Source organism: Pseudomonas sp. C 49-2 (assembly GCF_003970195.1).
Taxonomy (GTDB): Bacteria; Pseudomonadota; Gammaproteobacteria; order Pseudomonadales; family Pseudomonadaceae; genus Aquipseudomonas; species Aquipseudomonas canadensis.
The window spans coordinates 11,879-25,364 of the sequence record NZ_RXYG01000024.1 but is presented as its reverse complement, the minus strand read 5'-3'; the positions used below and the strand labels follow the sequence as shown (position 1 = coordinate 25,364).

The window sequence follows — 13,486 nt, the reverse complement described above, 5'->3', positions numbered from 1 at the left end:
CCGGAGTTCTACTCATGAAACTTGGTACCACCTTGGCCGCCACAGCGGCCCTCTCCCTGCTCGCCTGCAGTATCGCCCTGGCCGCCGATGGCAAGACCTACAAGGTCGGCGCAGCCGTCTACGGCCTTAAGGGCCAGTTCATGCAGAACTGGGTCCGCGAGCTCAAGGAACACCCGGCGGTCAAGGACGGCACCGTGCAGTTGACCGTGTTCGACGGCAACTACGACGCCCTCACCCAGAACAACCAGATCGAAAACATGGTGACCCAACGCTACGACGCCATCCTGTTCGTACCGATCGACACCAAGGCCGGCGTCGGCACCGTCAAGGCGGCCATGAGCAACGACGTGGTGGTCATCGCCTCCAATACGAAAGTAGCCGATGCCTCTGTACCGTATGTGGGTAACGATGATGTCGAAGGCGGCCGCCTGCAGGCCCAGGCCATGGTCGACAAGCTTAATGGCAAAGGCAACGTGGTGATTATCCAGGGGCCGATTGGCCAGTCGGCGCAGATCGACCGGGAAAAAGGCGAACTGGAAGTGCTGGGCAAACACCCGGACATCAAGATCATCGAGAAAAAGACCGCCAACTGGGACCGCGCCCAGGCTTTGGCGCTCACTGAAGACTGGTTGAACGCTCACCCCAAAGGCATCAACGGCGTGATCGCGCAGAACGACGACATGGCCCTCGGCGCCGTGCAGGCCCTGAAGTCCCACGGGCTGACCTCCAAGGACGTGCCGGTCACCTCGATCGATGGTATGCCGGACGCGATCCAGGCGGCGAAAAAAGACGAAGTCACCACCTTCCTGCAAGACGCCCAGGCCCAGTCCCAGGGCGCGCTGGACGTGGCGCTGCGCGCACTGGCCGGCAAGGACTACAAGCCGCAGTCGGTGATCTGGGAGCGCTATGCCAAGGATGTGAAATGGGGGGATGGCACGGCGAAGAACTACATCCTGCCGTGGGTGCCGGTCACCAATGCCAACGCCGATGCGCTGTACAAACAAGTCAGCGGCTCCAAGTAGTACACGATCAAAATGTGGGAGCTGGCTTGCCTGCGATGGCATCAACGGGTTGCGACTGACACACCGAGGTGCCTGCATCGCAGGCAAGCCAGCTCCCACATTGGATCTTCAACACCTTTGAAAATGGAGTCATTCATGTCTGGATTCTGGAACCAAGCCTTCGACCTCACCGGCCGTTGCGCGGTGATTACCGGTGGCGCCGCCGGGATCGGCCTGGCCTGTGCCAGCCTGCTGGTAGAACGCGGCGCCCGCGTGGCGCTGCTGGACCGTGACCCGGCAGTGGTCGAGGTAGCCGCCAGCCTGGGCGCCGGGCATCTGGGCATTGCCGTCGACCTCGGCCAGATCGGCCAGATACAAACCACCATCGACACGGTTTTCGAACACTTCCAACGCCTGGATTACCTGATCAACAGCGCTGGCGTGGTACTGCTGGACAAGGCCATCGACGTGAGCGAAAGCGCCTGGGACACCACCCTGGACATCAACCTCAAGGCCAGCTTCTTCGTGGCCCAGGCCTGCGCCCGGCACATGCTCGCCCATGGCAGCGGACGCATCGTCAACCTCGCCTCCCAGGCCGCCGTGATCGGCCTGGACCGGCACGTCGCTTATTGCGCCAGCAAGGCCGCCATTGTCGGCATGACCAAAGTACTGGCCATGGAATGGGCCCCTCACATCAACGTCAACGCCATCTCCCCGACCATTGTGGAGACAGCCCTGGGCAAGAAAGCCTGGGCGGGCGACGTGGGTGAAAAGGCCAAGCTGCAGATCCCGGCGGGCCGCTTTGCCCAGCCGGAAGAAATCGCCGGGCTGGCGTTGTACCTGCTCAGTGATGCGGCGCAGATGATCACCGGCGCCAACATGGTGATCGACGGCGGTTACAGCATTCAGTAATTCATCTTCTTGTCGTGAGGTTTTGTCATGTCCACCGTCACCGAACGCACACCCGAACAACTGTCCCCAGTCATCCCGAAAACCATGCAGGCCGTGGTGTGCCATGGCCCGGAAGATTACCGCCTGGAAACCGTCGACGTGCCTACGCCCGGCCCCGATGAAATCCTCACCAAAGTCGAGTTGTGCGGCATCTGCATGGGCGACATCAAGACCTATCGCGGCGCCCCCTCGTTCTGGGGTGACGCCGAACAACCCCGCTACGTGAAGCCACCGATGATCCCCGGCCACGAATTCGTCTGCCGCGTGGTTGCCCTGGGCCCAGGCGCAGAGAAGCGCGGGGTGAAGGTCGGTGATCGGGTGATTTCCGAACAGATCGTGCCGTGCTGGGGCTGCCGCTTCTGCAACCACGGCCAATACTGGATGTGCCAGAAGCACGACCTGTATGGCTTCCAGAACAATGTGCAGGGCGCCATGGCCCAGTACATGATCTTCACCAAGGAAGGCATCATCCACACAGTGCCGGAGTCCATCGCCCCCGACGAAGCGATTTTGATCGAGCCACTGGCCTGCTCGCTGCACGCGGCGGAACGCGCCAATGTCGACCACGACGACATCGTGGTGGTCGCCGGCGCCGGCACCCTGGGCTTGGGCATCATCGGTGCCGTGCGCCTGCGCAATCCGAAAAAGCTCATCGTGCTGGACATGAAACCCGAACGCGCCGCCCTGGCCCTGCGCATGGGCGCCGACGAAGTCTGGAACCCGGCCGAGGTGGACGTGCTGGCAAAGATCCGCGAGATCACCGAGGGCTATGGCTGCGACATCTATATCGAAGCCACCGGGCACCACAAGGCAGTGAACCAGGGCCTGGCGATGCTGCGAAAACTGGGGCGTTTCGTCGAATTCAGTGTGTTCAACGACGAGGCCACCGTAGATTGGTCGATCATTGGTGACCGCAAGGAACTCGACATTCTCGGCTCACACCTGGGGCCGTATATGTACCCACGTGCCATCGACTTTATCGGCAACCGCAAGATCGACATGCGCGACGTGGTGACCCACAAATTCGCGCTGGCGGATTTCAAGGAAGCCTTTGCCGTCATGGAGCGTGGAGACAAGTCACTCAAAGTGGTATTGGAACCTTGAACCGCCCATTCCTTATAAAAAGAACACAGGAACCCGCGTTATGAATCGAGTCATCAACGATCCAGACCAGGTGGTCGAGGACATGCTGCGCGGCATTCTGGTCGCGCACCCCGAACTGCGCCAGTTCGACACCAACCCACGCGTCATCGTCAAGGCCAAGCCTTCTGCGCCGGGCCGCGTCGGCATTGTCACCGGCGGCGGATCGGGCCACGAGCCGGCCTTCCTTGGCTATGTCGGCCCGGGCCTGGTGGATGCCGTGGCGGTCGGCGAGATCTTTTCCTCACCCACCGCCAAGAGTTTCTTCGACGCCTTCCGCGCCGCCGACCATGGCGCAGGCGTGGCCTGCCTTTACGGTAACTATGCTGGCGACAATATGAACGTGAAGCTGGCGATGAAAATGGCCGCCAGCAAAGACATGCGCATCCGCACGGTGGTCGCCAACGACGACGTAGCGTCCGCCCCCAAGGCCGAGATTGCCAAGCGCCGTGGCGTGGCCGGGGAGATCTTCATGTGGAAGATCGGTGGCGCTGCTGCCGCGCAGCACTACGACTTGGACGAGGTGATCCGGGTCGCACAGAAAACCGTGGATAACTGCCGCTCGATTGGTATCGGCCTGACCCCCTGCACCATTGCAGCAGTGGGCAAGCCGAACTTCCAGATCCCTGACGGCCAGATGGAGCTGGGCATCGGCCATCATGGCGAACCCGGCATCGAGGTGATCCCGATCGAACCGGCTGCCGCCATGGCTGAACGCATGCTCGCGCCGATCCTCGCCGACCGTGATTTCGGCCAGGACGACAGCGTGGTGGTGCTGGTCTCGGGCCTGGGCGCCACGCCGGTCATGGAGTTGTATGTTTTCTATGCCGAGGTCGAAAAACAGCTCACGGCCAGAGGCTTGAAGATTCACCGCTGCTACGTCGGCAACTACTTCACCTCCCTGGAAATGATGGGCGTGACCCTGACCCTGCTCGGCCTTGACGCAGAGCTTGCCACCCTGATCGATCAACCCTGCCGCTCCATCGGCATGACCCAGGCGGAGTAAACCATGAGCCAGCATTTTTCCACCCGTGACGGCGGCGCCATCGTCAGCGACCTGGTCAGCGTGATCGTCGCCAACCGCGAATACCTCAGTGAAATCGACGGCGCCATCGGCGATGGCGACCACGGCATCAACATGGCCAAGGGCTTCGCCCATTGCGGACGCACCATTGAAGGACGCCAACTGACCCTGGCCGAGGCGCTCGACGAGTTGACCCTCAGCTTGATGGAAGGCATCGGCGGCTCCATGGGGCCTTTGTATGGCAGCCTGTTTATCGGCATGGCCGATGAAGTGCGCAGCAGTGATGACATCGACGCAGCAACCTTTGCTCATTTGCTGCGGGGCGGCTTGACCTCGTTGCAGGACATTACGGATGCGGGTGTGGGCGATAAATGCCTGATGGACACCTTGATCCCGGCGGTTGAGGCTTTTGAGCGCGCGCACACCTCAGGGGCCTCCTTCAGCGATGCTCTGAATGCGATGAAAGCCGCCGCGTCACAGGGCCGCGATTCGACCAAGGACCTGGTGGCCAAGATCGGCCGCGCCAGTCGCCTGGGCGAACGTTCCCTCGGCGTGCTGGATGCCGGCGCGGTGTCGTGCTGCCTGATCCTCACACGTCTGGCCGATTCGGTGCAGCCGCGACTGTCTGCTTGACCTGCTGGATATACCGCGCGACCGCCGGCGCTTTTTCGAAGCGCCGGTGAATCAGCGATAGCCACGACGATGCGTCAGCGCCCTGAATGCTGCGGTACACCACGCCTGGCAAACTCACATGCCCCACCATGGACGCCGGCACCACTGCTACGCCCTGCCCGAGTGACACCAGCGCCACCACCGCCACCAACCCACCGGGTTGCGGCCCCAGGCGCGGTGCGTAGCCACCTTGCGCGGCCACCTGCAACGTGCCGCTGATTTGCTCCGGCAAGATAAATGTCTCGTTCTCCAAATGCTGGCAACCGATGGCCTTGAGCCCCAGCAGCCAGGAGTCCTGGGGCAGCGCCAAGACAAACCCCTCGCTGTCCAGGCGCACCGCCTCGACCCCCTCCGGCAGCGTCATGGGCGAGCGGATGTAACCGATATCGACACGCCCGTCCGCTACCGCGCCAGGCAACGTCGCCATCGCACATTCGCGCACATTCACGCTCACATCCGGAAACGCCTGGCCGAACGCCTGCATTTGCCGCTGCAACAGGCCCGAATACACCGCCGACGCCACATAGCCCAATTCGATATGGCCGATCTCGCCACGTCCGGCGCGCTGAGCATTGCGCTGGGCGAACTCGAACTGGCGCACGGTAGCCTCGGCTTCGATCAATAAGGCAGCACCGGCTTCGGTCAGGCTGACTTCGCGTTGCTGGCGGATAAACAGACGCGTCCCCAGCGCCACTTCCATGTCTTGGATCTGACGGCTTAACGTCGGGGGCGCAATGCCCAAATGCTCCGCGGCCCGCGTGAAGTTGCGCTGGCGGGCAACGGCCAGGAAGTAGCGAAAATGACGAATATCCATAACAGTATTAGCTCAAAGGTAATGAAGTACTTCATGGCGGCTAACAAAGATACCGCCGGCCGGGCATAAGCTCACAGCACCTGAACACTAGAGAGCCTTTGCGATGTCCGTCAACCGCCTTCTCCATATTGCCTGCAAGGTAATTCAACCATGAACCGGGTCAGTCCACGCCTCACACTGCTGACCGCATCCGGCGTTTGCTCGCTGATCGTGCTCGACACCAACATCGTCGCCGTGACGCTGCCCAGCATCGCCCGCGACCTGGGGGCGAACTTTGCCGACATCGAGTGGGTCGTCAGCGCCTATATGCTGGCGTTTGCCGCACTGTTATTGCCCGCCGGCAGCATTGCCGATCGCTTTGGCCGCAAGAAGACCCTGGTTTGGGGGCTGAGCATTTTTATCCTGGCCTCCCTGGGCTGCGGCGCCGCCCCCAACGCTTTACTCCTGGACATCGCACGCGCGATCAAAGGCGTCGGCGCCGCCCTGCTATTGACCTCGGCGCTCGCCTCCATCGGCCACACCTTCCATGACGACGTGGAACGGGCAAAAGCCTGGGCCTTCTGGGGCGCGTGCATGGGCGTGGCCATGACCGCCGCACCGACCCTAGGTGGTTTGATCACCGAGTACCTGGGCTGGCGCTGGATTTTCTATCTCAACCTGCCGGTGGGCCTGGGGCTGATGGCGCTGGTGCTGCGCGCCATTGAGGAATCCCGCGATACCCAGTCGGCGCGACTCGACCCTTGGGGCAGCCTGGCCTTCAGCGCCGCCCTGCTGTGCCTGATCTGGGGTTTGATCGAAGCCAATCGCATCGGCTGGGACAGCCCGTTGACCTACGCCCGGCTCATAGGCGGCGCGGCATTGCTGGGCGTATTTGTCGTCGTCGAACGTGTACAACAGCGACCCATGGTCGACCTGCAACTGTTCCGTCACCCGCGCTTTATCGGAGCCTTGCTGGGCATGTTCGCCTACGCCGGTTGTGCCCAGGTGATGATGACCTTGTTGCCGTTCTACCTGCAGAACGGCCTGGGGTTCTCCGCGATCGCCTCGGGCCTGGGCATGCTGCCGTTTGCGCTGACCATGTTGATCTGCCCACGCATTGGCGCCCGCCTGGCGGGGCGTTTCGCGCCAGCAACGATGATGGCGGCCGGCTTGACCCTGGTGGGCTGCGGCAACCTCTTGAGCGCCTGGGCGGTAAACGTAGGGGGTTACCTGCCCTTTGCCTTGGCGATTGCGGTGACAGGCGCCGGGGCAGGCCTGCTCAATGGCGATACGCAAAAAAACATCATGGCCTGCGTGCCGCGAGACCGTGCCGGGATGGCGTCCGGTATGAGCACCACCATGCGCTTCAGCGCGATCATGTTGGCGATCGGTGTGTATGGGGCGTTATTGAGCAGTCATAGCGAACAGTTGTTGAGCGCAAGCATCGACCCACAATGGCGGGCTCAGGTTAACGGCATTGCTTCACGCGTAGTCGCGGGTGATATGCCAGCGGCGATGAGGTTGTTGCCGGAGTCGGCACGGGTGTTGGTGCAGCCGCTGGCACGGCAGGCATTTGTGGGTGGGTTCAGTGTCGTGCTGTGGGTGGCGGGGTTGTTGGGATTGCTGGGGGCGCTGGTGGTGGGGATATTAATGAGAAGCCCCATACCAGCAGTGCAACAGGCCTCAATGAAACCTGCGCACCGCTGATCATTTTTACCAGAATCGCTGCTGGGTCAACCGGCTCCACCAGGTCAGCAGCACGCGGTCCACCGAACCACTGGCCGCCAGGCCTACGCGCTCCTGCAAGCTCTTGCGCTCGGCATAGTGCAAGTGGAACACCTCGGCGGTCTTGGCCTTGGTGGCCAGGTATTCATCGCTGGTTTGCAGCTCATCGACCAGTTGCTTGTCGAGGGCTGCAACACCCAGCCACACTTCTCCGGTCGCGACGTCATCAATCGCCAACTGCGGGCGGTAACGCGAGACGAAGTTCTTGAACAGTTGATGGGTGATGTCCAGGTCTTCCTGGAACTTCTCGCGGCCCTTCTCGGTGTTTTCACCAAACACCGTGAGGGTGCGTTTGTACTCACCGGCAGTCAGCACTTCAAAGTCGATGTCGTGCTTTTTCAGCAGACGGTTGACGTTTGGCAACTGCGCTACCACGCCAATGGAGCCGAGGATGGCAAACGGTGCGCTGATGATCTTCTCGCCGATGCACGCCATCATGTAGCCGCCGCTGGCCGCCACCTTGTCGATGCACACGGTCAACGGCACGCCGGCCTGGCGGATACGCGCCAGTTGCGACGAAGCCAGGCCGTAGCTGTGGACCATGCCACCGCCGCTTTCCAGGCGCAGCACCACTTCATCCTTCGGCGTGGCCAGGCTCAACAAAGCGGTGATTTCATGGCGCAGGCTCTCGGTGGCCGACGCCTTGATATCGCCATCAAAATCCAGCACGAATACCCGTGGCTTGGCCTCGGCTTTCTGCTTGCCCTTCTTCTTTTCGGCCTTGCCTTCGGACTTGCGCAGGGCCTTGAGCTGGTCCTTGTCGAGCAGCGTCGATTCCAGGCGTTCACGCAAACCCTTGTAGAAATCATTGAGTTTGCTGACCTGCAATTGACCGGCGGATTTGCGACGACCTTTGCTACGCAGGGCCGCGAAGCTGATCAGTACCACCAGAATAGCGACCACCAGAGTGACGGTCTTCGCCAGAAAGCTCGCGTATTCGGCCAAAAAATCCATGGTTCTCCTTACAAATGCAGTGCGCCAGGCGCGGATTGCCCAAGCATACCGACGGGGCTTGCCGGGAGCCAGTGCTCAAACCGCCACCAGGCGCCCTCCAACGCGCTTTTAAAACAAGCGTATGTTTTTTCATTGACAGCTCGCAGGCATCCTCATAACCTCGCCAGACTTTCAACGTACCGGGAAAACGGACGTGGGCAGCATCTATCTGATTCGACATGGCCAGGCCTCCTTCGGTGCAGACGACTATGACGTCCTGTCGCCCGTCGGCGTGGAACAGGCACAGGTGCTCGGTCGCCACCTGGCCGACATGGGCCTGGTGTTCGACCTCTGTGTGGCCGGCGACCTGCGCCGCCAGCAGCACACCGCCACCGCCGCGTTCGATCAGTACAGTGCCCTGGGCCTGCCGGTGCCGCCGCTGGAAATCGACAGCGCCTTCAACGAATTCGATGCCGACGCGATCATCCGCGCACTGCTCCCCGATCTGCTCACCACCGAACCCGAAGCCCTGGAGATCCTGCGCAATGCCGCGCAGAACCGCAGCGAATTCCAGCGCATCTTCGCGCTGATCATCGAGCGCTGGCTGGCCGGCACCTATGATCCACCGGGGCTGGAGAGTTGGCTGGGCTTTGTGGAACGTGTCCAGGGTGGCTTGCAACGCATTCTTGAAGCGGCGGACAACACGCAGAAAATTGCGGTATTCACCTCCGGCGGCACCATCACCGCCTTGCTCCACCTGATTACCCGGATGCCTGCCGCGCAGGCCTTCGAACTGAACTGGCAAATTGTTAACACCTCGCTCAACCAGCTGAAATTCCGCGGTCGCGAGGTGGCACTGGCTTCCTTCAACAGTCATACCCACTTGCAACTGTTGAAGGCGCCGCAGCTCATCACGTTCCGATGAACTGCGGCCAACCGTGACCCCAAGGTCACTGGACTCTACCCTAAAGGATCGAAACCATGACTGACGTAGCCAAAGCTGTAGAAGCAATGAAAGCCAAATTCAACCCAGCCGCCGCCGACGGCCTGGACCTGGTGTTCGGTTTCCGTATCGACGACACCCAGAACTTTTCGCTGGTCGTCAAAGACAAGACCTGCGAACTGCAGGAAGGTGAAAACCCAGACGCCCAGGTCACCCTGGTGATGGACGGCGACACCATGAAAGGCATCGTCGACGGTTCCACCGACGGCATGCAGGCCTTCATGAGCGGCAAACTGCGCACCGAAGGCGACATGATGCTGGCGATGAAGCTGAGCGAGCTGTTCCCGGCTTGATTCACGGGCAACCCTGAATCCCGATCCCGCCCTTCCCGGCGGGATTTTTTTTGCCCGCTATCTTGAATCCGCTACCGGCTCCTTGAGTTTTTCTTTAGGTTTGCCCTGCCCGCGCAGGTACAACGCCTCGACCAGTTTTTGCCGCTCGACCTGGGGCAAGGTGCTGGCAAACTGCGCCAGCGTGGTGTCCACCAAGGCACGAAGTGCCATATCCGCCTCGCGAGCCTTGGCCAATTCGGTGACCAGCACATCCCGGTCCAGCGTCGGTGCCTCCAACTGCTTGATCACCCCCAACCGCGCCTCCCGCCCGGCCATCACCAGCGGCTGGCTATCGGCACGGTTATGGCGCAACAACTGGCGCAGTTCCCGTCGCCGCTCCGGCGGCAACTTGACCATCGCCTGCCGCAGCCCATGCTGGTTGACCGCCGCCTCGGCAGGCTTGGCACTGGCCATCCAGTGGTAAACCGCCCCGCCCACCCCGCCCATCAAAAACACATTGAGCAACACCGAGACCAGCAACCACGGTTTAAGGGATTGGGTACTCATTGCTCGGATTCCTCGGCATTGACGGTAAAGATGACTTGCGCATCGCCTTGGTCAAACACACTGGGCAACACCTCGGCGGACACCATCGGCAGCGGTACGCTCATGGACGCCACCAGCATGCCGGTGACAACACCGGCAATACCCACGCCCACCAGTCCCGCCGGTGACAGCCAACCGGCATAGCGCGACCAGAACGATGTCCGGCGCGGCGCCGACTGGCGGATCTGCCGGGCCAGCGCCGGGTCGGTGAATGCCAGTTGATGGCTGTCCAGCTGGGCGTCGAGCCAACTGGCCTGATCCAACACTTCTCGGGCACTGACATTACCGCCGTCGAGCAGCGCCTGAGCCGCCCCGCGCTCAGCCAGGGGCCAACGCTGTAGGTTGGCGCCATAGGCGTCGGCCAGATAAGCAAATCGTTCGGGTGTCATGATGTTCCCCTTCCTGGGCGGGCAAGCCCGGGTGTATCGGCAAGTTGGCTGCGCAACTGGCGTCGGGCCCGCGAAAGCAGGCTCTCCAGTGCCTCGACGCTGATATTCATCAGGGCCGCGGCGTCGATGTTCGACAGCTCCTGGTAGTACTGCAACACAATCGCCTCGCGCTGACGCGCGGGCAAAGCGGCCAGCGCGGCGGCCATGCGCGCGTTGCGGTCGGCGCTTTCCAATTGTTCATCCAGAGGTGGTGCGCTGTCCGCCAGCTCCAGCGCCTCCTCCTCGTTCAAAGGACGCTCCTTGCGCCGACGCAAGCGGTCATGGCACAGGTTGAGCGCCACCCGATGCAGCCACGTGTCGAAACGCGCCTCGCCACTGCGCCAACTGGCGGCCTGGCGCCAGATGCGCAGGAAGCTTTCCTGGGCCACGTCCTTGGCTTCGTCGGCATCCCCCAGGATCCGGCTGGCGAGCGCCAGCAGACGCGGCAGTTTGCGCGTCACCATTTCGTTAACGGCCGCAGGTTCGTTGTTGCCGATACGTGCGAGCAGTTCAACGTCCGGATCAGAGTCTTTCAATCGGGCAATTCTCGGTCAGCGGATCCAATGCCCTTCGCGCCAGTACCAGTTGGGACCGTGGGCTTCCCAATGGCCGGGCTCCCAGCGCGCATTGCGCATCACCGGCTGCCAGTGGCCTGGCACCCAGCCATAGCCACGCCCTTCCCAGCGCCAGTGGCCACGGTCCCAGGCGTAGCCCGGTCGCTCCACGGGAACCATTTCCACACGCTCCGGTGGCGGCGCCTGGCGGATGATGATTTCGGTCTGGGCAAACACCGGGGTGCTGACAAACGCGGCAAGGGCCAGCGGAGCAAGCAAGGCAAAGCGCAATGTGGCCAGGGGTCTCATGGCAACTCCTTCATGCAACAGGCGAAAGTGCCGGTCGCTGATGGGTTGAACGGGGCGTGTCGAAAAATCCGTCGCAGGACGCGCAGATTATTTACGCAGGCAGTATTGCCCAAGGGATGAAGGCGCTTGATGAAAGGTTTGCAAGCTTCGCGACGGATTTACGCAGGTGGCAACGTTGAAGGATTAACGCTGATCAACCCAAGAGGAAACACCATGTCCCGCCGACTTTATATGCTGGTTGCCGCACTGCTGATTGCCAGCCTCAGCGGCTGCGTGATCGTGCCGGAACACCGCCATTGCTGCTGGCGCTATTACGGCGCGCTCGATACGCCGACCCACAGCGTCAACGGCTAGCCGACTGCCGCAAAACCCCGGCGCCCGGCCTTGATTTCGGTGCGCAACTCGCCAATCAGGTTTGAGATGGAACGGATGCTGTCCAAACCTTCGGGGGACACGCCGGTCAGCAGCAGGTCGACCCGGCCGGACACTGGCTCGAAGATATTGATGCGCAACGAGCCGTCGCTGTTGAGCGTGCAATCGCACGCCAGCGGCAGGAAACCCGAGGCCATGATGCGGTTGAGATCAGCGATTGAAATCATGACAAGTTCCCATCCCTGAGCCTCACCCGGTAGTTGTGATGGAGACAGGGTAGATGAGGTTCTACCGGGCATGGAAGCATTAATGCAAAAGTGTTAGCCATGCCTCATTTCGCCCCGAAAACGCCGAATCACTGACGTCAGAAAACCCGCTGTTCGACCTCTCGTCTGCTGCTCTGGCGAGCGCTTGACTCGAAGCGTCGATCACAAGACGCTCTTGGCTTTTCGCCATCATCTGAGTCAAACCACCATGAGCATCGACCCTCCGAGCCAGCCCGACAGCGATGTGTACAAGACCTTGCTGGAGTCGACCAAGGCCATCCCTTGGCGTATCGATTGGCAGAGCATGACCTTCAGCTACATCGGCCCGCAGATCGAGGCTTTGCTGGGTTGGACCCCGCAGAGTTGGGTGAGCGTGGACGACTGGGTCGAGCGCATGCACCCGGACGATCGGGAATATGTGGTGAATTTCTGCGTGTCGCAATCGCGCGCCGGGGTGGACCACGAAGCGGACTACCGCGCGCTGACCGTGAATGGCGACTACGTGTGGATTCGCGATGTGGTGCATGTGGTGCGCAAGGACGGCGAGGTCGAGGCGCTGATCGGGTTCATGTTCGATATCAGCGAGCGCAAGAAGACCGAAGAACACCTGGTGCGCCTGCAAAAACAACTTGAGGAATACTCCTACCAGGACGGCCTCACCGGCATCGCCAACCGGCGCATGTTCGACACCGTGCTGGAGCGCGAATGGGCCAGCGCCCAGCGCAGCCAATTGCCCCTGTCGCTGATCATTCTGGATATCGATTTTTTCAAGCAGTACAACGACCATTACGGCCATATCAAGGGCGATGAATGTCTGCGCCAGGTTGCAAATACCTTGTCTCAGGCGGCCAACCGACCACGGGATTTCATTGCACGTATCGGCGGCGAAGAGTTCGTGTGGCTGCTCCCGGAAACCGACGCAGAGTCTGCCAGGCAAGTGGCGCAGCGCTGCCTGCACCTGATCCGCCAGCAGCAGATCGAGCATGGTTTTTCGGCGGTGTCGAACCTGCTGACCCTGAGTCTGGGCGTCGGTACGCGCATCGTGAAACCCGACAGCCCGATGCTGGGGTTTGTCGAAGATGTCGACAAGTTGTTGTATCAAGCCAAACGCAATGGGCGGATGCGCGCGGAGTTCGCTGACGGTGAAGTGTGACGCGAAGGTCAAATCGCAGGCAAAAAAAATCCCAAGTAGCTGATGGAAACTTGGGATTTAAAAATGCATAAACCGTGGGAGGTGAACGCCCGGCTATAGTAACGATTGTAAAAACCTGTAACAAGATTATTTTAATCCTTTCGTCGGATTAAAATCGCTGTAAGTCATTCAATAACCACACATTTTTTAAGGTAGCGCGGTCTATGCGTGCCACTTTTTGGTGC

Annotated in this window: 17 protein-coding genes; 10 read left to right on the top strand and 7 right to left on the bottom strand. The window is 61.1% G+C overall.

Annotation, left to right across the window (positions count from 1 at the left end):
• Positions 1-14: 14 nt before the first annotated feature.
• The 5 genes from EJ576_RS28255 (at position 15) to dhaL (ending at position 4,749) form a co-directional block, all read left to right on the top strand.
• Positions 15-1,022 carry a substrate-binding domain-containing protein gene (locus tag EJ576_RS28255; RefSeq protein ID WP_122727673.1) on the top strand — a complete coding sequence of 336 codons (1,008 nt, stop codon included), beginning with the start codon at positions 15-17 and terminating at the stop codon, positions 1,020-1,022.
• Between the two features lie 135 nt (positions 1,023-1,157).
• Complete coding sequence (locus EJ576_RS28250; protein ID WP_126571655.1) at positions 1,158-1,913, top strand: SDR family oxidoreductase; 756 nt, start codon at positions 1,158-1,160, stop codon at positions 1,911-1,913.
• Positions 1,914-1,940: 27 nt separating this feature from the next.
• Positions 1,941-3,056, top strand: coding sequence for an alcohol dehydrogenase catalytic domain-containing protein (locus EJ576_RS28245; protein WP_122727668.1), 1,116 nt, complete (start codon positions 1,941-1,943; stop codon positions 3,054-3,056).
• 40 nt (positions 3,057-3,096) lie between these two features.
• Positions 3,097-4,098: a dihydroxyacetone kinase subunit DhaK gene (locus EJ576_RS28240; RefSeq protein WP_126571654.1), complete on the top strand. Its 1,002-nt coding sequence runs from the start codon at positions 3,097-3,099 to the stop codon at positions 4,096-4,098.
• 3 nt (positions 4,099-4,101) lie between these two features.
• Entirely contained in the window at positions 4,102-4,749 is a 648-nt protein-coding gene (dhaL, locus tag EJ576_RS28235; protein WP_122727663.1) for a dihydroxyacetone kinase subunit DhaL, read from the top strand.
• Here the strand turns inward: dhaL and EJ576_RS28230 are convergent.
• Complete coding sequence (locus EJ576_RS28230; RefSeq protein WP_122727660.1) at positions 4,706-5,602, bottom strand: LysR family transcriptional regulator; 897 nt, start codon at positions 5,600-5,602, stop codon at positions 4,706-4,708. The two genes, dhaL and EJ576_RS28230, sit on opposite strands and share 44 nt — an antisense overlap.
• Positions 5,603-5,752: 150 nt before the next feature.
• Between EJ576_RS28230 and EJ576_RS28225 the strand changes: the two genes are divergently transcribed.
• On the top strand, positions 5,753-7,288 hold the full coding sequence (locus EJ576_RS28225) for an MFS transporter (protein WP_126571653.1): 1,536 nt from the start codon (positions 5,753-5,755) through the stop codon (positions 7,286-7,288).
• Positions 7,289-7,294: 6 nt separating this feature from the next.
• On the opposite strand, the gene sohB is transcribed toward EJ576_RS28225, so the two are convergent.
• Complete coding sequence (sohB, locus tag EJ576_RS28220) at positions 7,295-8,320, bottom strand: protease SohB (protein ID WP_010210988.1); 1,026 nt, start codon at positions 8,318-8,320, stop codon at positions 7,295-7,297.
• Between the two features lie 193 nt (positions 8,321-8,513).
• On the opposite strand from sohB, the gene EJ576_RS28215 reads away from it, so the two are divergent.
• Together EJ576_RS28215 and EJ576_RS28210 are read left to right on the top strand one after the other, a co-directional pair.
• Positions 8,514-9,224, top strand: a complete 711-nt coding sequence (locus EJ576_RS28215; protein ID WP_126571652.1) for a histidine phosphatase family protein — start codon at positions 8,514-8,516, stop codon at positions 9,222-9,224.
• Positions 9,225-9,280: 56 nt separating this feature from the next.
• On the top strand, positions 9,281-9,595 hold the full coding sequence (locus EJ576_RS28210) for an SCP2 sterol-binding domain-containing protein (protein ID WP_068938025.1): 315 nt from the start codon (positions 9,281-9,283) through the stop codon (positions 9,593-9,595).
• Between the two features lie 57 nt (positions 9,596-9,652).
• Here EJ576_RS28210 and EJ576_RS28205 read toward each other — a convergent pair whose 3' ends face one another.
• The 4 genes from EJ576_RS28205 to EJ576_RS28190 are packed head-to-tail and all read right to left on the bottom strand — an operon-like array spanning position 9,653 to position 11,471.
• Entirely contained in the window at positions 9,653-10,141 is a 489-nt protein-coding gene (locus tag EJ576_RS28205) for a periplasmic heavy metal sensor (protein ID WP_122727651.1), read from the bottom strand.
• Positions 10,138-10,569, bottom strand: coding sequence for a hypothetical protein (locus tag EJ576_RS28200; protein ID WP_126571651.1), 432 nt, complete (start codon positions 10,567-10,569; stop codon positions 10,138-10,140). Before EJ576_RS28200 ends, EJ576_RS28205 begins: the two co-directional genes overlap by 4 nt.
• A complete protein-coding gene (locus tag EJ576_RS28195; RefSeq protein WP_028616440.1) occupies positions 10,566-11,144 on the bottom strand; it encodes an RNA polymerase sigma factor in 579 nt (192 codons plus the stop codon). Before EJ576_RS28195 ends, EJ576_RS28200 begins: the two co-directional genes overlap by 4 nt.
• Before the next feature lie 15 nt (positions 11,145-11,159).
• Positions 11,160-11,471 (bottom strand): YXWGXW repeat-containing protein, encoded by a 312-nt coding sequence (locus EJ576_RS28190; protein ID WP_028616441.1) that lies wholly within the window; start codon positions 11,469-11,471, stop codon positions 11,160-11,162.
• Positions 11,472-11,684: 213 nt separating this feature from the next.
• Between EJ576_RS28190 and EJ576_RS29850 the strand changes: the two genes are divergently transcribed.
• Positions 11,685-11,825: a hypothetical protein gene (locus tag EJ576_RS29850; RefSeq protein ID WP_162834922.1), complete on the top strand. Its 141-nt coding sequence runs from the start codon at positions 11,685-11,687 to the stop codon at positions 11,823-11,825.
• On the opposite strand, the gene EJ576_RS28185 is transcribed toward EJ576_RS29850, so the two are convergent.
• Entirely contained in the window at positions 11,822-12,070 is a 249-nt protein-coding gene (locus EJ576_RS28185) for a DUF1652 domain-containing protein (RefSeq protein ID WP_028616442.1), read from the bottom strand. The genes EJ576_RS29850 and EJ576_RS28185 overlap by 4 nt on opposite strands.
• Before the next feature lie 247 nt (positions 12,071-12,317).
• Here EJ576_RS28185 and EJ576_RS28180 point away from each other — a divergent pair, with 247 nt between their 5' ends.
• Positions 12,318-13,262 carry a diguanylate cyclase gene (locus tag EJ576_RS28180; protein ID WP_126571650.1) on the top strand — a complete coding sequence of 315 codons (945 nt, stop codon included), beginning with the start codon at positions 12,318-12,320 and terminating at the stop codon, positions 13,260-13,262.
• The last annotated feature ends 224 nt before the right edge of the window (positions 13,263-13,486 follow it).